Annotated in this window: 22 protein-coding genes; 5 read left to right on the top strand and 17 right to left on the bottom strand. The window is 29.2% G+C overall.

Going from position 1 to position 19929, the window contains the following annotated elements:
• Positions 1 to 132 precede the first annotated feature (132 nt).
• The 3 genes from ABDZ69_RS14710 to ABDZ69_RS14720 form a co-directional block, all read right to left on the bottom strand.
• Positions 133 to 1524, bottom strand: coding sequence for an MATE family efflux transporter (locus tag ABDZ69_RS14710; protein WP_343770822.1), 1392 nt, complete (start codon positions 1522 to 1524; stop codon positions 133 to 135).
• Between the two features lie 114 nt (positions 1525 to 1638).
• Positions 1639 to 2847, bottom strand: coding sequence for a DUF401 family protein (locus ABDZ69_RS14715; RefSeq protein WP_343770823.1), 1209 nt, complete (start codon positions 2845 to 2847; stop codon positions 1639 to 1641).
• Positions 2848 to 2958: 111 nt separating this feature from the next.
• Positions 2959 to 4230, bottom strand: a complete 1272-nt coding sequence (locus tag ABDZ69_RS14720; RefSeq protein ID WP_343770825.1) for a M14 family metallopeptidase — start codon at positions 4228 to 4230, stop codon at positions 2959 to 2961.
• A 181-nt stretch (positions 4231 to 4411) separates the two neighbouring features.
• Here ABDZ69_RS14720 and ABDZ69_RS14725 point away from each other — a divergent pair, with 181 nt between their 5' ends.
• Genes ABDZ69_RS14725 through ABDZ69_RS14740 form a run of 4 tightly spaced genes read left to right on the top strand, consistent with a single transcriptional unit; the run spans position 4412 to position 8312 of the window.
• Positions 4412 to 5230 carry a GDSL-type esterase/lipase family protein gene (locus ABDZ69_RS14725; protein ID WP_343770826.1) on the top strand — a complete coding sequence of 273 codons (819 nt, stop codon included), beginning with the start codon at positions 4412 to 4414 and terminating at the stop codon, positions 5228 to 5230.
• 15 nt (positions 5231 to 5245) lie between these two features.
• The gene (locus tag ABDZ69_RS14730) at positions 5246 to 5731 is read left to right on the top strand and encodes a DUF4358 domain-containing protein (protein WP_343770827.1); all 486 of its coding nucleotides are present in this window, start codon (positions 5246 to 5248) and stop codon (positions 5729 to 5731) included.
• 20 nt (positions 5732 to 5751) lie between these two features.
• Positions 5752 to 7149: an MBOAT family O-acyltransferase gene (locus ABDZ69_RS14735; protein ID WP_343770829.1), complete on the top strand. Its 1398-nt coding sequence runs from the start codon at positions 5752 to 5754 to the stop codon at positions 7147 to 7149.
• A gap of 23 nt (positions 7150 to 7172) precedes the next feature.
• A complete protein-coding gene (locus tag ABDZ69_RS14740) occupies positions 7173 to 8312 on the top strand; it encodes a DHHW family protein (RefSeq protein ID WP_343770830.1) in 1140 nt (379 codons plus the stop codon).
• 39 nt (positions 8313 to 8351) lie between these two features.
• On the opposite strand, the gene ABDZ69_RS14745 is transcribed toward ABDZ69_RS14740, so the two are convergent.
• The 6 genes from ABDZ69_RS14745 to ABDZ69_RS14770 all read right to left on the bottom strand — a co-directional run bounded on the left by ABDZ69_RS14745 (position 8352) and on the right by ABDZ69_RS14770 (position 13615).
• Positions 8352 to 9884 (bottom strand): zinc metalloprotease HtpX, encoded by a 1533-nt coding sequence (locus tag ABDZ69_RS14745; RefSeq protein WP_343770832.1) that lies wholly within the window; start codon positions 9882 to 9884, stop codon positions 8352 to 8354.
• Between the two features lie 118 nt (positions 9885 to 10002).
• Positions 10003 to 10473, bottom strand: a complete 471-nt coding sequence (gene msrA / locus ABDZ69_RS14750) for a peptide-methionine (S)-S-oxide reductase MsrA (RefSeq protein WP_343770833.1) — start codon at positions 10471 to 10473, stop codon at positions 10003 to 10005.
• A gap of 24 nt (positions 10474 to 10497) precedes the next feature.
• Entirely contained in the window at positions 10498 to 11475 is a 978-nt protein-coding gene (locus tag ABDZ69_RS14755) for a hypothetical protein (RefSeq protein ID WP_343770834.1), read from the bottom strand.
• Between the two features lie 17 nt (positions 11476 to 11492).
• Positions 11493 to 11678 (bottom strand): DUF4177 domain-containing protein, encoded by a 186-nt coding sequence (locus tag ABDZ69_RS14760; protein WP_343770835.1) that lies wholly within the window; start codon positions 11676 to 11678, stop codon positions 11493 to 11495.
• Positions 11679 to 12120: 442 nt separating this feature from the next.
• Positions 12121 to 12726 carry a signal peptidase I gene (gene lepB, locus ABDZ69_RS14765; protein ID WP_343770836.1) on the bottom strand — a complete coding sequence of 202 codons (606 nt, stop codon included), beginning with the start codon at positions 12724 to 12726 and terminating at the stop codon, positions 12121 to 12123.
• A gap of 10 nt (positions 12727 to 12736) precedes the next feature.
• On the bottom strand, positions 12737 to 13615 hold the full coding sequence (locus tag ABDZ69_RS14770; RefSeq protein WP_343770837.1) for a radical SAM/SPASM domain-containing protein: 879 nt from the start codon (positions 13613 to 13615) through the stop codon (positions 12737 to 12739).
• 213 nt (positions 13616 to 13828) lie between these two features.
• On the opposite strand from ABDZ69_RS14770, the gene ABDZ69_RS14775 reads away from it, so the two are divergent.
• Positions 13829 to 13993 carry a hypothetical protein gene (locus tag ABDZ69_RS14775; protein WP_343770838.1) on the top strand — a complete coding sequence of 55 codons (165 nt, stop codon included), beginning with the start codon at positions 13829 to 13831 and terminating at the stop codon, positions 13991 to 13993.
• An 84-nt stretch (positions 13994 to 14077) separates the two neighbouring features.
• Here the strand turns inward: ABDZ69_RS14775 and ABDZ69_RS14780 are convergent, their stop codons facing one another.
• The 8 genes from ABDZ69_RS14780 to ABDZ69_RS14815 form a co-directional block, all read right to left on the bottom strand.
• Positions 14078 to 14725: an HAD family hydrolase gene (locus ABDZ69_RS14780; protein WP_343770839.1), complete on the bottom strand. Its 648-nt coding sequence runs from the start codon at positions 14723 to 14725 to the stop codon at positions 14078 to 14080.
• A gap of 48 nt (positions 14726 to 14773) precedes the next feature.
• On the bottom strand, positions 14774 to 15109 hold the full coding sequence (locus tag ABDZ69_RS14785; RefSeq protein ID WP_343770841.1) for an SHOCT domain-containing protein: 336 nt from the start codon (positions 15107 to 15109) through the stop codon (positions 14774 to 14776).
• 6 nt (positions 15110 to 15115) lie between these two features.
• Positions 15116 to 15271, bottom strand: a complete 156-nt coding sequence (locus tag ABDZ69_RS14790; RefSeq protein WP_343770843.1) for a hypothetical protein — start codon at positions 15269 to 15271, stop codon at positions 15116 to 15118.
• Between the two features lie 136 nt (positions 15272 to 15407).
• A complete protein-coding gene (locus tag ABDZ69_RS14795) occupies positions 15408 to 15779 on the bottom strand; it encodes an NUDIX hydrolase (protein WP_343770845.1) in 372 nt (123 codons plus the stop codon).
• A 95-nt stretch (positions 15780 to 15874) separates the two neighbouring features.
• Positions 15875 to 16861, bottom strand: coding sequence for a tetratricopeptide repeat protein (locus ABDZ69_RS14800; protein WP_343770847.1), 987 nt, complete (start codon positions 16859 to 16861; stop codon positions 15875 to 15877).
• A gap of 128 nt (positions 16862 to 16989) precedes the next feature.
• Positions 16990 to 18057 carry a hypothetical protein gene (locus tag ABDZ69_RS14805; RefSeq protein ID WP_343770848.1) on the bottom strand — a complete coding sequence of 356 codons (1068 nt, stop codon included), beginning with the start codon at positions 18055 to 18057 and terminating at the stop codon, positions 16990 to 16992.
• Between the two features lie 46 nt (positions 18058 to 18103).
• Entirely contained in the window at positions 18104 to 19165 is a 1062-nt protein-coding gene (locus ABDZ69_RS14810; protein WP_343770849.1) for a DUF5673 domain-containing protein, read from the bottom strand.
• Positions 19158 to 19916, bottom strand: coding sequence for an alpha/beta fold hydrolase (locus ABDZ69_RS14815; RefSeq protein ID WP_343770851.1), 759 nt, complete (start codon positions 19914 to 19916; stop codon positions 19158 to 19160). The genes ABDZ69_RS14810 and ABDZ69_RS14815 overlap by 8 nt, the downstream gene beginning before the upstream one ends.
• Positions 19917 to 19929 lie beyond the last annotated feature (13 nt).

Below are 19929 nucleotides of genomic sequence, written 5' to 3' on the forward strand. Positions count from 1 at the left end.
TTTTCCTGGAATATTAATAACCATACTATATATTATATTACAATTCAATAATAAATTCTACATATATTGGTATTTATATGGAACTAAAAGAATAAAGTATATCACATTTATTATTGTGATATACTTTATTCTTTAGTTAGCTTGATATTCAAGTTCTTCTATATTATCATCATTCTTTTTACTTTTCAAAATTTTAATATCCCTAAGCAAAAGAATCGCCGTTAAAACTGAAGATAATGTATCCGCTATAGGACCGGTCATCCAAACACCATTTAATTTAAAAATCGGTGGCAATATTATAAGTAATGGTACTAACAATATAAATTGTCTTGAAAGGCTTAAAAATATTGCTATCTTTGCTTTTCCCACAGCTTGAAAATAATTAGAGCTTATTATTTGAAAGCCTATTATAGGCATCATCATCATATGAATTCTAATTCCATGACTTCCTAATGCTATAAGTTCTGCGTTATCTCTATTAAATATTTGTATAAAGGCTCTTGGGAATGTCTGTATAAGGATAAATCCTACCGTTGCAAGTATTGTTCCCGCAGATACTGCAAGCTTTAAAGCCTTAAGTACTCTATCATATTGTCTTGCTCCATAATTATATCCGATTATAGGCTGACATCCTTGGTTTATGCCAAACATTGGCATAAAAAATAACATAATTATACTATTTATTATACCCATAGCTCCCACTGCTAAATCTCCACCATAGGCTACTAAATTTTTATTATACAGGGTAGTAACTAGGCTTGCCGCTAATTGCATAGCAAAAGGAGACATTCCTATGGAGAATATAATTTTCATAGTGGTTAAACTTAGTCTTAAATTTTCTTTTTTAATTTTCAATGTACTCTTTCTACCAAAGAAGTAAGCTAATACCCATATAGAAGATACTGCTTGTGCTATTATGGTAGCTATCGCTGCTCCATCCACTCCCATGTTAAATACAAAAATAAAGATGGGGTCTAAAATTGTATTGATTACAGCACCAATTAACATAGTAGCCATGGCAATTTTGGGATTACCTTCAGCACGAATAATATTATTCATACTGAAACCTATGTTTTGAAGTATTGCTCCCCCGATTATATATTTCATGTAACCTTTAGCATAAGGCAGAGTGTCTGGGCTTCCACCGAAAATTTTTAACAAATCCTCTAAAAAAGTTAGTCCTATAACACCTATTAATATTGAAATAATAATTATTAATACGAATGCATTTCCAAGGATTTTTTCTGCTTCTTCTTTCTTTTTTTCTCCTAATTTTATAGATATCATAGTAGAAGAACCTATACCTATCAACATAGCAAAGGCCATGTTAATTAGTGTAAGAGGGTATCCTACTGCAATACCTGATATAGCTAAGGCTCCTACTCCGCCTCCAATATTACCGATAAAAATTCTATCAACCATATTATATAAAGCATTTACAACCATGCCTATTATTGCTGGTACTGAAAACTTCATCAAAAGCTTACCTATACTCTCTTCCCCTAATTGTTTAGATCTGTCCAAATTATCACTTCCTAATTTTTTATTTTAAAATAACTAATTAATTATACACTAACTTTGTAGTATTTACAATTTTTCAAAAAAGAAAGTTAGGACTAATTAATTTGTAATTGTAGTTTAATAAAACCAAAAATTTAACAACAAATAATATCCTATTACAAAAACGCAAAATGTGCTAATAACAGGGGTTGTCCTCTTTAATAAATCTACCATAGATGTTTTAAAGTACTCCACAACAAGAGTTAAACAAATATGAGTTGGGGAAATTTGCATTGCAGCATAAGAAATACTCATTAGTAATACCATCAATGGCAATCCTCCATTAGGAATTGCCGCCAATGCTAATGGTAAACATAAAGCGACCATTGCAGTAGCACCGCTTATAATTGTTCCAAAGAAGAATATAAGTGCAAATACAATAGGCGTTGGAATAGGTAGTTTTTGAAACATTCCTGGTAAAGTTTCGATAACACCAGTAGCAGTAATAATATCTTTGAAAATCATTACTACAATTGAGCTAGTCATTATTTTATACTCAAATGCAGAAATAAACATTGGCTTAAGCTCTTTAAACTTAAATTTATTTATGAAAATTGATAGTACTATAGAAATCAATGTTGCAGTATAAACAGGTAAATTAAATACTAAGATAAGTATAATTGTCAATGCGATAGTCCATAGACTTAGAATAAGATTTAACAAGTCTTTGCTGCGACTGGCACTTTTTTCTTGCCCCGTTTCTTTAGGGATTTTTCTAAGATAAAATAAATATCCTAAAACAAATAAAAATAAAACTACAGGAATCATAGCTATTATAAATGATGACACTGGAATACCGCTTAGTTGTGTTCCTAGTATAATAGTGGTGTATGTAGGCATAAAACTTTCAGGAATATGTCTATAATAGCTTGTCACAAATGTTTTTTCTTCTCTCGTTAAATAATCTCCGCAGGCTGAATCTACCATAGAACCACAGATAAATACTGCTCCTGCAGATGGAAGCAGCCCAATAAAGAATGATGCAATTGAAGCATTTATTCTTCGATTATTAAAAAGACCATTTAGTGACTTTTGTGCTAAGTCAAGGTGTCCTCTTTTCTCCAGCATTCTTTGAAGAAATGTAATCATATAAAAAATTAAAAGAATTGATATTGTACTCCAGCTTGTTATTGACTTAAAAGTCACATTAATTGTTTTAATGAATCCAACATTATATAAAATACTAGTTGCAATGGCTCCACAAAAAATGGAAAATGATAAAGTCTTTTTTATTTTAATTAAAACAATAATTAATGCAAAAATTGCTACTAATTTTATTGCGTCCATTTAGTTAACCTCCTATAATTCTCTAGCTTACATTATATCATTTATAATAATAAAAGGAATTTTATAATTATAAAATTCCTTTTACTTACCGTTTATAATTTTAATTTATATTTAAATAACCGCTGCCAATATGAGAAGCTCTTCATTATCATTATATATTCTATCAAATTGGGATATTGGAAGAGGATTTCTACCCCTACCTACTTCTATTGTATAACCAGGTTTTCTAAAATCTTGAATAAACCAATCTTTATATCCAGCATAGGATGCTATACCAGTGGTCTCACTTAAGGCATAACCACTAACTCTAGAGAATACTTCTCCTATTGCTCTAGACTCTGGTGGAGTTAATCCATCGTACTGCCAATATATGACCTCTCCTTGACTATGATAAGCCAATACCAATCTAAAGTTATGACTTCTTGTAAATCTTACTACAGCTTGAACCTCAGGTTCAGATTCTGGATAAGGTCCTGAGTATCTTGTAGGTCCCGGTCCCATTATTCCATATTCTCTTTCTGCGTCTTTAGATTGCTGCCAGCCAGCATTGTAATTATGGTTTAAATCTACTCCTCTATTATTTGCCTGCCAATCAGTAGAGAAGTTTGTACTTCCATTATTCCATCTTATTAACTGATTATAATAAGGGTTATCTCTACTTAGTCCGTTTAGTACTAAATCTACACCATCAGGGTTAACCATTGGCATTATATAAATACTACTCTCGCTCCAAACGTCTCCTATATTATAGCCTCTCATTTCTCTCCCTAAAATATAACTCTCCAGAAAATTTTCCGTGAACTTCATAAGTAGTGGAGAGGTTATCCATTCTAGAGAATGATGAGCACCGTTATAAAAAACCTCATTTGGTCCCACTCCCAGCCTTATATAATATAATTCTCTACCTAAAACACTTTTCCCAGCAGAACCTACTGTTATAAAAGGATACCTCTTTTTTAATCCCTCAATATCCCTTTTTAATATATCGTAGGTATAATCAATATTAGTATCTACAACATCTATACCATAAGGAACTACAATTTTCGTTCCTGGAATAAGGTTGTATGGGTCTAAGCCAGGGTTTGCCACTAATATTTTATATAATTGTGTGTAATATCTTTGAGCAATATTATATAATGTGTCTCCTGGCTTTATGGTGTAATTGTCATATCCTAAAAGGAGTCTTTCCATTATTCTATAGGTGTTAGGCCCCACTATTCCATCGGGAGTAAGCCTGTTGTTTCTTTGAAAAGCTTTCACAGCATTTTCTGTAGCCACTCCAAATATACCGTCAATGACTCCAGGATTATACCCAATTTTTTTAAGTAGGGATTGAATTTCCATTACGTCTGTTCCTCTGCTACCTCTTCTTAATACTCTCATTAAAACCCACCATTACATATTATTACTATTAATAGTTTATTTTACAAGGGGTATTTTGTGATAACTATTTGTATATTTGTATATTTAAAACTTAAATCTTTTGTAACCTTTTTCGTAAATGAATATATTATAATATTTTTTGTATTCTAGTCATAAATTGTAATAATATTGGAGGCACATTATGAAAAAGTCAAAAAAAATTTTAAGAAAAAAACTAATTAAAAAACTAATTAAACTATCAGTTCTAATCACAATTGGGTTTGTAGTCTTTATACCGTTGAACAGTTTAATATCAGCTAAAAGGCTAGACAAATCTTCATTAACAGTGACAAGTACAAATACAGGTTTAGATACAAATACAAGCACAGACGAAAATAAAAATATAGATATAAATGCAAAAACCGAAGAAAAACAATACAAAGAAGAAGTAAAAGTTAATAAAAACATTAATATAGATAACAAAACCTTTTTTAAAGACAGTTTATTTTTTGGTGATTCTATTACTGAAGGGTTATATTTTTATGAGTTTCTAGATGAAAATCATGTAATATTTAAAAAAGGACTTACAGCTTTAAAAGCTCAAAAAGAAGCTAATAAAATAACACTATTAGACCCCAAAAATGTATTTATTTTTTTAGGAAATAATGACTTAGTTGATGAAAAACTTACTAGTGATGCTTTTGTAGTTGATTATTTTCAGTTGGTAGAAACTATAAAAGAAAATCTTCCTCAAGCAAAGATTCATATTTTATCTATTTTGCCCGTAACAAAGGCAGCTGAGGAAAAACGTCCTTCTTTTTCAAATAAACGTATTTATGAGTTCAACCTAGCACTAGAAGATATGGCTAAAAAAGAAGGTATAACATTTATAAATACACAACCTATATTAAAAAATGGTTCAGAACTTCACGAGCCAGATGGCATACATTTTAAAGCACCGTTTTACGAACAGCTTTTAAACTATGTAAAAGACTATATCATTGAAAATGAAAATCTATAATTAGGAAGTGGTATCATGAAAAATTTATTGAAAAACATATTGTTATTGTTCTTACTTATAATATTACCTACTGGAATTTTATTTGGATGTTCTTCACAAAAAGCTTCTAAAAAAAATCCTTCCTCTAAAGAAATTGGCGAAAAAATTAAACAAGCTATGGATTTATCTCAAATGAAAGATGGAGACAGCGAAAAACTATACAAGTCATATGATATAAAGGAAAATGAGATAGAAAACTTCTTTTTATTAACTCCTCCGTCTAACATTAAAGCAGAGGAATTATTGATAGTAAAGCTAAAAGACTCTAAGGATATAGATTCTATAAAAGAAAAAATACAAAACAGAGTTGATGCTCAAAGTACAAGCTTTAAGGATTATCTTCCTGAAGAGTATAATTTAATTGAAAATCATATTTTAGAAGTAAAAGATAACTTTATATTTTTTACAATATCAAAGGATGGGGACAAACAAAAAGAACTTTTCTATGAAAGTTTTAAATAATATGTTGGGAGGTACAAGCTTTGATTTTTAGCAGTTTAGTATTTATTTTTAAGTTTCTTCCCATAACTTTGCTGATATATTATTTATCACCAAAAAGCTTAAGAAATTTTGTATTGCTCCTAGCAAGCCTTGTTTTCTATGGCTGGGGGGAACCAGTATATATATCAATAATGATTTTCTCTACAGTTTTTGATTATTTTAATGGATTACTTATCCATAAATATAGAGAACACAAAGCTATTCCTAAGTTAGTTTTGATAAACTCAATGGTAGTTAACCTAGGGATATTATTCTTTTTTAAATATTACAATTTTATGGTATTGAATATAAATAATTTACTAGGGGTAAGTATTTCCACTTCCCCTCTTCCACTACCTGTAGGTATATCTTTTTATACCTTCCAAACTATGTCATATGTTATAGATATCTATTTAAAAACAGCTCCGATACAAAAAAACATTATCTCCTTCGGTGCTTATGTAGCCATGTTTCCTCAGTTAGTCGCAGGCCCCATTGTCAAATATGGGGACATACATAAACAATTGAATGAAAGAAAAGAATCTCTCCAAAAATTTGGAGAAGGAACTGAAATATTCATCATTGGACTTTGCAAAAAAGTATTGCTAGCTAATAACATAGGACTTCTTTGGACAAACGTAAAAGGAACATCCTTTACCGAACTCTCTACTATTTCAGCTTGGCTTGGTATTATTGCCTTTACTTTTCAAATTTATTTTGACTTTAGTGGATATTCAGATATGGCCATTGGCCTTGGAAAAATGCTTGGGTTCGATTTAGATATAAACTTTAACTATCCTTATATATCTAAAAGTATAACAGAATTTTGGAGAAGATGGCATATATCCTTAGGATCTTGGTTTAGGGAATATGTTTATATACCTCTTGGAGGCAATAGATTAGGAAAATATAAACATTTAAGAAATTTATTTTTGGTTTGGTTTTTGACAGGGTTTTGGCATGGAGCTAGCTGGAACTTTGTATTATGGGGTTTATATTTTGGAACTATATTAGTTTTAGAAAAATACTTCATTCTAAAATGGTTACAGAGTAAGCCTAAGTTTATAAGCCACATATACGCTATACTGCTTATAATTATCGGTTGGGTTATATTTGATTTTGATAAACTAGCAAATATATCCTCCTTCTTAAGTATAATGTTTGGAGTGAGAGTTCCTTTTTTTGATTACAAATCACTTTATTACCTTTACACTAATGGTTTATTAATTATATGTCTTATAATTTTCTCCACTCCATTACAAAAAAAGATAATGAATAAAATCAAGGAAAGCTCTTTAAAACATGTATTAGTTCCTATTATATATGTAGCTCTTTTATTTATTTGTACTGCCTATTTAGTTAATGAAAGCTATAATCCTTTCCTATACTTTAGATTCTAAAAGCTATGTAAAGAGGTGATATATTGGATAGCTTAAATAAACTTTATAAAAATATATTAGGAATAGTATTCATAGGATGCTTGATTCTAGTATTCTCTTACAACATAATAGTTCCACAAAGAAAATTTTCTGAAAGTGAAAATAGAGTACTTCAACAAAAACCTAAATTTTCATTATCAAAACTTTTAAAAGGTAAATATACCTCTGATTATGAAAAGTATGTAGCAGACCAATTTCCCTTTAGGGATTTTTGGATAGGAGTGAAATCCACCTCTGAAAAATTAATTGGTAAAAAAGATAACAATGGAGTATATTTAGGTAAAGATGATTACTTATTTCAAATGTTTAATAAACCTTCAGAGGAAAGCTTGAAGAGCAGAATTGAAAGTATTAATACCTTTTCTTCTAAGAATAAAGAAATAAATAAGTACTTTATGCTTATTCCAAATTCAATAAAAGTTTTAGAAGATAAACTACCTAATTTTGCTTCTCCCGAGGATCAAAAGGTTTATATAGATAAAGTTAAAAACTTACTTCCAAGTGATATAAAATTTGTTGACGTCTATTCTTCACTGAAGAATAAAAGTGATGAGTATATATACTACAGAACAGATCATCACTGGACTACTAAGGGAGCCTACTATGCATATAGAACACTTGGAGAAGCTATGAATTTATCTCCTAAAAATGAAGAGAATTTTAATATAACTAAGGCCACAGATAGCTTTTACGGTTCTATGTATTCTAAAAGCGGCTTTAGAAACTTAAAGCCTGATGATATATACTTATATCTTCCTAAAGAAGAGGAAAATTTAAAGGTATTTTATTCAGATAAAAATGAAACCTTTAATTCTCTTTATACTATGGACAATATTTCAAAAAAAGATAAATACACAGTATTCTTCGATGGAAACCATCCTTTAGTTAAAATTAGTACAGGTTTAGATAATGGAAAAAAACTTTTGATTTTAAAGGATTCCTATGCTAATAGCTTCGTGCCATTTTTGACTGAGCATTTTAGTGAAATATACATGATAGATTTAAGATTTTATAATGAAGATTTAAGTACCCTTATTCAGGATAATAGTATTGATAATGTTTTAATCCTTTATAACGTAAATACATTTTTTGAGGATAATTCAATAAATAATATAAAGTTTTAAAAAGAGTGCTTTTGAACTTAGTTCAAAAGCACTCTTCTATTACATAATTGATAAAATAACGCCACCAGCCAATAACAAATATCCAAATATTTTAGTCAGTAGATAATTAAAGCACTGAGCCTTTTCTCCATTGAATATTATATATTTGCATACAAAATAAGGTTTACTGCTTCTTTTATACCATCCTATAATTTCAACTTCTTTCTCCATATACTTTTCAAGTTCAAACAATCCAAATATCCATTGAAGAATTTTTAATGGCTGTCTATAATCCACTAGCATTATACCTGTTCCATCATCTACAACTAAATCTTCGCTGTAAAATAATCCTGGTATACCTTTACCTATAACTTTTCCTTTAAGTATTGCTGGGATACCCTTTACTGGAGAAGCATCTTCCATTTCTAAAAGTTCTCGAATACTCTTTTCTTCATACCTTTTTCCATAAGAAAAATAATATTTAATTAATATACTAAGACCTAGTATTGACAAATATAAAGGCTTTTCCTTAATGAATCTATAAGAGCTTGAACCATCTCCTGCAATAAATAAAATAAGCCCCATAAAAAATATTGAATAAGGCAGCATATTAATTATGGCTTCCAAAAGAAAATTTCCTAACCCCTTCTTCCAACTCTCATTATCTTCAATCTCTATATTATTTAATGCTATAATTCTCTTTCCTGTTATAGGATGAGTACTATTTATTTCATACCACTTTGCCCAAGGGTTCTTTAAATCCCATCTTATAAGTTTTTCATCAAGCTTATTATCCCCTTCTAGCTTATAAGTTGATAACATCCATGCATCGTTTTGTATATTGTTAGTAAAAGCCATGCAAGATGTTCTAGGATTTTTATTTGCTTCTCTACTAGTAGTTCCATAGGCTATTTTAATCAAAGCATTCTTTAATGCTTCTCCTTCGCCCATTATCTCCTTTGCAAAATTATCTGAGTAATATTCCCTCATTCTAGAAAAACCCAATACTAAAAATCCACTAAGTAGGTAAGCCCCATAGGCTCCTAATCCAATCAAATATTTCACATCAGATTTTTTATCTTTTGTCCTTATATATATTTGATAAAGTATCATTGGTATTAAAGATACTATCATCATAGCTATAAAATCATAATGCTTTATATGGCCTAACTCATGAGCTATTACGGCCTTTTGCTCTTCTTCATTTAATATATCTAATAAACCTGTGGTTACTACTATTCTTGCATTTCTTGGTATATGACCATAGGTAAAAGCATTTGGATTACCATCTTTAATTATTCCTATTCTAGGAGTAGGCATATTATATTCCCTACAGGAATCTTCAATAAATTCTAATACATTTTTACTTATACATATATCGTAATTTTCAAACCATACATCATAAAATATATCTATAATCATAGGACCTAATAAAAACTGTAAAAATACTATGGCAAAAGAAATTCCAACGCCAAACCATATACTTAGGTCATATTTCCATACTAAGGTGGTAGCTACAGCAAATAACAATCCAAAAGACAGGGTTAAAAGTACTATTGACTTTCTTAATACAACCTTGTAATAATTTTTCATATAATCAACTCCCTTTATATATGATTATACCCAACTTTAGGAAAAAGACAACAACTTACATTTGGAAATAAAATACTTAGGCTATTAATAATTTATTTATTAATAGCCTAAAATTTATCTATAGTTTTATATGACAGTATCCACCTGGATTTTTCTTTAGATATTTTTGATGATATTCTTCCGCTTCATAATAAACTTCTAAAGGTTCAATATCAGTAACTATTGGTTTCGAATGTTTTTTACCCTCTTCTTCTTTACTCTTTAATATGGTATCTAAATCTTGTTCATTTATATAATAAATCCCTGTTCTATATTGGTGACCAATATCATTTCCTTGTCTATTTATTATGGTAGGGTCAATAATTTCCCAAAACTTTTTTAACAATTCTTCTAAACTTATTACATTTTCATCATACTTTACAACACAGGCTTCTGCATGCCCTGTATTTCCTGTACAAACCTTCTCATAGGTAGGGTCTTCCAAATGTCCATTAGCATATCCCACAGAAGTTTCCAAAACTCCTTCTATACGTGACATATACTCCTCTACTCCCCAAAAACATCCCCCGGCAAAAACTATTTCTTTCATGATCTTTTCCTCCCTTGTTTTTTATTAGTCATTATTAAATTGGCCAGAAAAATTTTCAAATATCTTAATTATATCTTCTCCAGTTATCTTTCTTTCCCTTCCATCTTTATTTACTTTAATATATTTATTATTACCTCCATTAAAGTAAATTTCCCCTCCATTTTCAAGTTTAATTACTACATTAATATGACCCTTCTCTTTTTCTTCTTCTAAAAATGGTGTCGAACTATTATACGCATTTATGAAACTTTCAATTTCCTTTGAATTATTCTCTTTTCTATAAGTTTCTTTTAAAGTGTCATCAAACTTTATTTCCATGGATACAATATCTTCAATTCTCAGCTTTTCTTCATAATTCATTTTTTCCTTTGAGAATCTGCACTTTAATATATATGCATAATCATATTCTTCTAACTTATTTTTATATTTATCTGGATTTTGAAAGAATTCTTCTGTCAAAGAGTTCATGGAATCTCCATGAGATTCTAATATTGCTGCTAGTACTACAGGATCTTCTTCTTTAATTTCTAGATTTTTTGCGCTCTGCCAAGAAGACATGTTAGCTTTACCCGTTTTATAATGTGACGTTTTTGCACTACCATATCCTCCTCCATCTATTACCGATAAATTCCATATCTCTTTATTGTCTTTTGTATCAATATCCTTTTGAATTATAAAAGAAATTTTCATTTCCTTTTTATCTTCTATGCTGCTTCCAAATCCCATAGCTTTACTTTGTAGTTTGCCCTTCTCATAATAATCTACCCAAAGCTCTACCCATTTATATTCATCAGTATTTAATTTCCCTTCGAAAATAAAGTATTTATCACTTAAAGGCTTTACTAAAGCTTCTTCATTAGGAGATAATTTTGCTTCAGTAATTACTCCTAATTTTTCCTTTGTATTACCTTTAGTTCCTTCCTTTGTACATGCAGTAAATGACATTAACATCATAATAAATAATAAAATTTTGAACTTATTCATTAATTTACTATTACTCATTTTATTCCCCCAAAATATCATTCCTCTATTTTTCTTTCAAAAATAATTTCATAAGCTGTAGGTTTACCATGACTATTATAATAAGTAGGTACTATTTGAAGTAATCTCCATCCATCCTTTGCATGTTTTTCAATCACTTTATGATGATTAGCCGTTGTGAAAAAGCTCCCCATTTCACAATTCTCATACTTATATTCGTACATAGTTCTCTCTCCTTTAAATTAATATAATTATACCTATATTTTACCATACATATCCTCATATTTATTATCAAATACTTACTTGTAATGACTTTGTAAATCTTAATTATTTACATATATTATAATAATATTATAATTCTTAAAAGAAGTGATCTTATGAAGATGAAATAGAAAATGCAAAAGAATTTGAAAATGTATTTACAGACGAAAAAAAGTCCACTATAGAAACTAAGGAACAATTCATTAAAAACTATGACAAAATCTTTACGGAAAAAGTGAAAAAAGCTCTAGCTAATTAGAAAGCAGAAGAAACCTTTGTTAACTATCAAGGAGTTATGGTAGGTGACGGTGAAATATGGTTTAATGTATTTAACGATAGTAAGAACAAGTATTTAATTTATGCAATAAACAACTAGAGAAATTGAAAGCCAATTTCTCTAGTTGTTTATTTTTTATATACATCCCCCATTTTATCTAATGGCCAAATTCTATATAACACTTTACTTTTAACTTGAGTGTAGTCAATTAGCCCTAAATCTCTACTATCAATGCTAACATTTCTATTATCTCCTAACACAAATACTTTGTTTTCTGGCACCTTTAAAGGCAATGTTACATTACCTGCATAGGTTTCTCCTTCAGCTTTAATATAGGATTCATCTAGCTTTTCTCCGTTTAAATAAACATACCCTTCCTTAATATCAATCGTATCCCCTGGTATACCTACAACACGTTTTATTATATATCTTTTTTCACATGTCCCTAAAATTGAATTTAGAGTTGCTCTAGCATCTGTGTATGTATTGTGCAGTATACCTTTGCTACCTTCATATTTATCAATTATAACTATATCTTCTCTTTTTGGTTCATTGAAAACATAACTTAGCTTATTTTCAAATACTCTCTCACCTTCAACAAAAGTGTTTTCCATAGAACTTTCTATGACCATAGGCATTGCAAAAACATTACTTTTAATTATGAGAGTAGCAATTATGCAAATAATAAACGTAAATACCCATTCTATTAATTCCCTTTTTATACTTTTTTTCATTTCCTTCCCCCTAAACATTAAATCTCTGCCTATATCCACATTTTCTGCAAAGTTCTTCTACTAATTCTCTTTTAGAAAAACCATTTACTAATCTATTAGCCCTCTCCCCCTCAATGATTTGAGTAAAAGAGTTTTTATGTATATTCCCTAAATTAACTATTCCCTCTCCATCAAGACAACAAGGAACTACAGTGCCATCCACCAATATGCCTACTTGATTTCTAAGTCCATAACAAAAGCCTTCTCTATCTTCATTTTCATTTTTTAAGTCTGGCCATTGAAATTGATGGTCTTGATTTAAATAAAGTCTATCTTTAATTTTAATTCCTCTACCTGGTACAACCTTCTCTTCAATTTTATAAGGTAGGTTAAAATCATTTTCAATAACATCAAGGATATTTCTGTTTATTTCTCTTTGAAGATTAGTCACATTATCTTCATCTAAATTCCATAATCTAAAAGATATTAACATATTAGTACTTTCTAAAGCTTCTTTTGTAAATTCTATAATATTTTTAATATAATCTTCCTTATTAATATTCATGTCATTACCATCGAAGCTATGTAATGAAAAATTAATCTGTCTTAATGCAGAAGCCTTTAATAATTTATCTTTAACTTTATTTATTAATGTACCATTTGTAGTTATATTTACTTTAAATCCTTTTTCATAACTAAGCTCTAAGAATTTATCAATATTAGGATGAAGTAAGGGTTCTCCTTTTATATGAAAATATATATATTCTGTATGAGGTTTTATCCCCTCTAATATATTATTAAAGGTTTCTATTTTCATAAATTCAGAAGCTCGTCTAGTTTCAGGACAAAAACTACAGGCTAGATTACACACATTAGTAATTTCAATATAAAATTTTTTAAATTTTTTCATTAGTTATTCTCCGATTCTTAATTTAATTACTTTGCCTTATTAGAAATTATAATACCTGTAGATTATAAAAATTTCAATACATCCTTATGATTTATTTAAATCTTAATAAATAAATTACCACAATATCCCTGTCTTTATACCCCATCAAAATGATCATCCACCCTGTATTATTTAATGGAACAAATGAAAAATTTATTTTACTGGAGGACAATCATGAGCATTTATGAATTTAAGTACAAAGTAGCACTAATTAAACAATTTATTTTAAAATTAGATAGGGATAGCATCCCTACTACTATGAAGAAAACGGCTATTAAAGTCTATGCTAAGAATTTAAATATTAAGCTAACAGATAATACAATTGATACTATTATTTAAATATCAATATAAGAATTCATAGAAATTTATTCATAGTTCTTAATGATATGTTTCTATGAATTCTTAATTTCTGCTTTTTATCTTTTATATGATTTCCATTACCTCTATTAAACTTTTTAACTTTGCATATGCCAAAGATTCGTTTTCCTTTGATGGCAGTTTTACATCTGGTACTAATATACATTGAATTCCTGCCTTATATGCTGCTAATAATCCCATTTCAGAATCCTCAATTACCAGTGCATTATTCGGATGCACTCCTAATTTCTCACATACTGTCAAAAAAATTTCTGGCTCTGGTTTCCCTCTACTTATTTCATCTCCACATAGTACGTAATCAAATCTATCTATAATATTTGTATTTGACAGTAACTTTTTCACTTTATCTCTTGAATTAGAGGTAGCCACAGCTTTTTTAAATCCTTTTTTATCTAAATGTTTTAAAAGTTCTAAAAGACCCTCTTTTATAGGAACACCTTTTTTCTCTATGATATTATCTACGCATATATGTGTCTTTTCATATAACTCCTTGTAAGGAAAATTGTTTCCAAAATGCCTCTTATATATTAATTCTGTATCCACTACATTACGCCCTATGGTTTCAAGTATAATTTCTTTAGTAATGGGATACCCTGAATCTTCACCTGTCTTTACCCACGCTTCTAGTAATATTTTTTCTGTGTCAAACATAAGACCATCCATATCAAATATTACTAACTCTAATAAGTCCATGTATGTCTTCACCTCTTTACTTCAAAATATAAAGTTTAGTTATTAACCTTACCACTTTTCTCTCATGATTTCGTCTTTTTTAAGATTATATTCCTCTTCACTTATTATGCCATCATCTTTTAGTTTCTTAATTTTACGTAGCTTACTATCAAAATCTTCTCCAGTTGATTCCAAATCAACCTCATAATAGGAAATTCCCTCTTTGCTAAAAAAATTATATACATTAGTACCAGTAATAATTATAGCCATTAAAGTCCAAAATACGCCGAAAAGACCTGCATTAGGTATAGCTATAGTAAATCCTATAATAACAAATATTGTGCCCATAAGCATACCTATTAAAGCTTGACCTCTACTAGGTCTTACTCTTCCCCTTCTAAACATAAAAAGTTACTCCCCTTTCTTTCTATCTTTTAGCAATTCTCTTATTTCTATTAGAACTCTTAAATTTTCCTTTAGTAAAGCAGTGCTCATTGATCGATTTATTGCCTCATTTATAACTGTATATAGTAAAAACAAAGATATAATCCATAAAATTGCTTCCATAGAACCCCATCCCTTTCAATTATATTTACTATTTAACATAAATATTTTTTCAATCTAATTCCCTCATATATCTTTCTAAAATCTCAACATCTGGAGAATTAATTTCTAAAGGTATATCATTTATCTCAAAAAATTTTTAAGATAGACTCTCATCATTTTCTAAGTCTAACTCTCCACTATATTTATCTGCTATGAATATAGTAACCACATTATGCACTTCATCCCCATTAGGGTAAACATAATGCTGTCTTTTACCCGAGAAAACTCCAAATAGCTTTAGATCATCAATTTCTATGTGTAGGCCACTTTCCTCCATTACTTCTCTAACCGCAGCTTCCTCAACCTTTTCTCCTATTTCAACGGATCCCCCAGGTAATCCCCACTTTTTATTATCTTTTCTTAATTGCAATAAGATTCTATTATTATTTTTTATTATAACACCTGCACCACATTGAATAAGTGGTCTTTGTCCTACAAGCTTTCGAAGGTCTAATATATAGTTTGCCATAACTTCCCCCTAAATTTTTATTACTAATATATATTGTACCATAATATTATGTAAAAATTTAGCACCTCTTATTTATAAATAAGAAGTGCTAATCATTACTTTGTTAATGCAATAAACTTACTATTTTCTTTTAAATTTTCGAAAGCTTCATCTGTTTTTGCATATTCTTTATACTCTTTATTTAATTCAATCGCCTTAGTTAATACTGCTAAAGATTCTTCAGCTTTATTTAATTCTGATAATACCCTGCTCTTACCATAGAATGCATCTGCAAAATTTGGATTTAACTGTATTGATTTATCATAGTTTATTAATGCCTCATCATATTTTTCTAAATAATATAATGCATCCGCCTTATACATATATGCAACTTCTTCATTTTTATCAATCTCAATTACTTTATCATAATTAGTTACTGCTTTTTCAAATTCGCTAAGGTTATAATAAGCTTCCCCTAGATAATAATATCCGTCTACATCCTTTGGCTTTAATTTTACATATTCATTAAAATCCTCTATAGACTTTTCGTACTCTCCATTTTCGTAATATACAATACCTTTTCCATAATAAGCATATGAGCATTTTGAATCATATTTTATAGCTAACTCATAGTTTTTCATTGCTTCTTCGTATTTCCCTAATCCTAATAATGCATTTCCTTTATTTGCATATGGTTCTGCATCGTCAGAATCTAGTTCTATAGATTTATCACTATAAACTAATGCCTCTTCATGTTTGTCTAAATCATTTAATACCCAAGCTATATTATTATAGGCAGCATCATTTTTAGGATCTTCTTCTACTACCTTTTTATAATAAGTTAGTGCCTCTTCATATTTCCCTTCTTGATGAAGATTATATGCCTTCATAAAATTATCTTCCTTTGGTGGTTCTAAGTATTGCATAACTCCTATTACAAATATCACTATAGCGAGAACAAAGTAGAAAATACTTGTACCAGTATCTCCAATAAATCCTCTTAGTCTTCTTGCCTTTCTGTGATTCCAAAAGAAATTTGGCTTTGCAATTGTGCACACTATAGTGAACAAAGAAATAAGAATACAAATTACTAAAGTCTCCATAGTTTCATCCTCTTCTCCTATAATTTAAGTAAAATTTTAATAACATTTAAACAATTTTTAAATATCATGTTAATTTTTCGTAAGTAATTAACAATTCTTTATAGTTTATAGGAGAAAATTTACATATTTTATGGAGACTGAATACTTTGTAATCCTGTTATGCTGTTTAGTATCCACTCACCCTTAGGATTCTTTATATAAAAACTTTTTTTCTTAGAATGAGATAAGGGTTCATTTTCATCTGACCTGCCTAATTCCTCAATTATAAGTTCTTCTGCTATGTTAACTACTTTATTCTCATCTTTATATTTTGGAGCTTTAATGTATGCCTTTTCTATGGACATCTTTGTATTGTAAATGGTAGGAACTATTAATTTTTCTTTGAATTTAATATCTCCATCCTTAGATTTCTTGGTATCAACAAGTATTTCATATAAATCATCCATCATTGATTTGCTCATAGTTTCTTCAAAAACCTTATTAAAGTCTTCCCTGGACTTTATATCTTCTTTATTAAACTCTTCTAAAGGCTTCCATGTTTTTTTAAGTATAGCTACAGCTTCATCTTCACTTAGTTTTATTTCCTGTACCATATATGGCTTACTTATTTTAATTAGATTCACATATCCTATAGCCATTATAATTGCAATTAACGCAATTGACACTTTCAACTTGAAATTTCTCTTTTCATTAATTTCCTTATCTTTTTTATTTATAAACTCATTCAGTAATTTATCTACTTCTTCTTTCGGTTTTTCATTTACTTCTAATTCTGTATTAACAACTCTATTTTCTCTTCCTAAGAGTTCAAATTGAATTTTATTGTCCGATATCCATGCATAACTTTTAATTCTGCCCCATTTAGTGAAGTGAGAAGATGTAGAATCACCTGAATATATACCCCCTTTAGTTATTCCTAATGTTACTCTGATTAAAATATTTGAAGCACATATCTGAATCCAAGTAACCCCCTGTAAAATTGTATTAATATTAACACTATTACCCCTTGTATAATCCAATAAAGAAGCACCTGTTATATAAATATACAATGCTAACACTGCAGTATATAACACTGAAATTTTTTTCCTTTGTGTTTTAATAATAAATCTTCCAGCATAAATTCTTTCATATAAACTATATAATAAAAAACAGCTCGCTATTATATTTATAATAATGTAAGTATCTATTCTTTTCATATTACCTCCTTGCCTTTCTGTGTTTCCAAAAGAACATTTACATATTTTATGGTGACTGAATATTTTCTAACCCAGTTGCATTGTTTAATATCCATTCACCATTGTCATTCTTTATAAAAAAACTCCTAATAAAATATCCTCGTGATTTATCTTCCTCAGAACTACCTGATTCTTCAATTGTAAGTTCTTCAGCTATATTAACTCTCTTATTTTCTTCTTTATATTTTGGACCTTTAATGTATGCCTTTTCTATGGACATCTTTGTATTATAAATGGTAGGAATACGTACCTTCTCTTTAAATTTAATATCTCCATCCTTAGATTCCTTCGTATCAACAAGTATTTCATATAAATCATCTATCATTGATTTGCTCATAGTTTCTTCAAAAACCTTATTAAAATCTTCCCTAGACTTTATATCTTCTTTATTAAAGTCTTCTAAAGGCTTCCATGTTTTTTTAAGTATAGCTACAGCTTCATCTTCACTTAGTTTTATTTCCTTTACCATATATGGCTTACCTATTTTAATCAGATTTACATATCCTATAGACATTACAACACCAATCAAAATAATATATGCTATTGCCTTAAAGGCTCCTTTTTTATTAATCTCACTATCTTTTTTATTCATAAACTCATTCAATAATTTATCTACTTCTTCTCTTTGTTTTTCATCTACTTCTAATTCCTTAATTGCAATCTTGTCCATCCTGCCCCAGGTTTTAAGTTGAATTTTATTTTCTGATATCCAAGTATAGCTTTTTATCCTAGTCCATTTAGTAAACCGAGAATAGTTAGAATCACCTGAGTATACTCCTCCTTCCGTTATTCCAAGAGATCTCTTGCTTAGAATATGTTCGAGACATAATTGAATCCAAAAAACTCCCTGTAAAATTTGGCTACTATTCATGCTTTCTCCACTTTTATAATCCAATATTGAAAAACCACCCAAGGTGAAAATCCAAAATATCAATAACCCAGTATAAAATTTTGAAATTCCTTTATGTTTTGTTTCAATAATAAATTCCCCAGCATAAATTCTTTCATATAAACTATACAATAAAGCACAACTCATTATTATACTTAAAATAAAATAAAATTTACTCATATTTCCTCCTTTTGTCACTAAGCCACTCATCACTCAACTTATTGAATTCCTCTGGTCTTAAAAGGGAATACCCGTGTCCTACTTTAGGTATTTTTATAACCTCGACATTCTTATTACATGTTTCTAAATCCTTAGCTGATTTAATCATTACGCTCTGCTCCTTTTCTCCTACCAATACTAACATTTTAGTAGTGGCCTTACTAAAGGCTTCTGGAATACTAAAGGACATATTTTCTTCATAAATTTTTATTAATACCTCTGAAGTAATAGAATGCACTCCCGAAAAATATTCTTCAAAATAATCATCACTTATATATAGATACTTTGATTGAAACTTTTGGAATGATTTATTTTTTATTAATCCTATTACCAAAGGTATTGTGGATCTAATAATCTTTTTAGTATATTTCATAGGACGAGCTAGTGGGCTTATAAGAATTGCCCTATCTATAATATCTGGTTTTTTACTTATTAAATCTATAGCTATTTGCGCGCCTATGGAAAATCCTATTAAAAAGATTTTTCTTCCATCTTTCTTTTTTTCAATCAATCTAATTAATTCATCCGCACATTCTCTTATGTTAAATTTCAATTCACATTTTGACTTCCCGTGAGAAGGTAGGTCTGGAACTAAACAATAGTAATCTTTAAAGTATTTAACCTGGTTATCCCACATCCATCCCCCTACTCCACCACCATGAATAAATAAAATTATATCCCCTTGAGGATTTCCACTTTCTTCAATATACATATAGACTACCTCG

Origin of the sequence: Clostridium malenominatum, from assembly GCF_039521365.1 — a bacterium.
Classification (GTDB): Bacteria; Bacillota; Clostridia; order Clostridiales; family Clostridiaceae; genus Clostridium_AW; species Clostridium_AW malenominatum.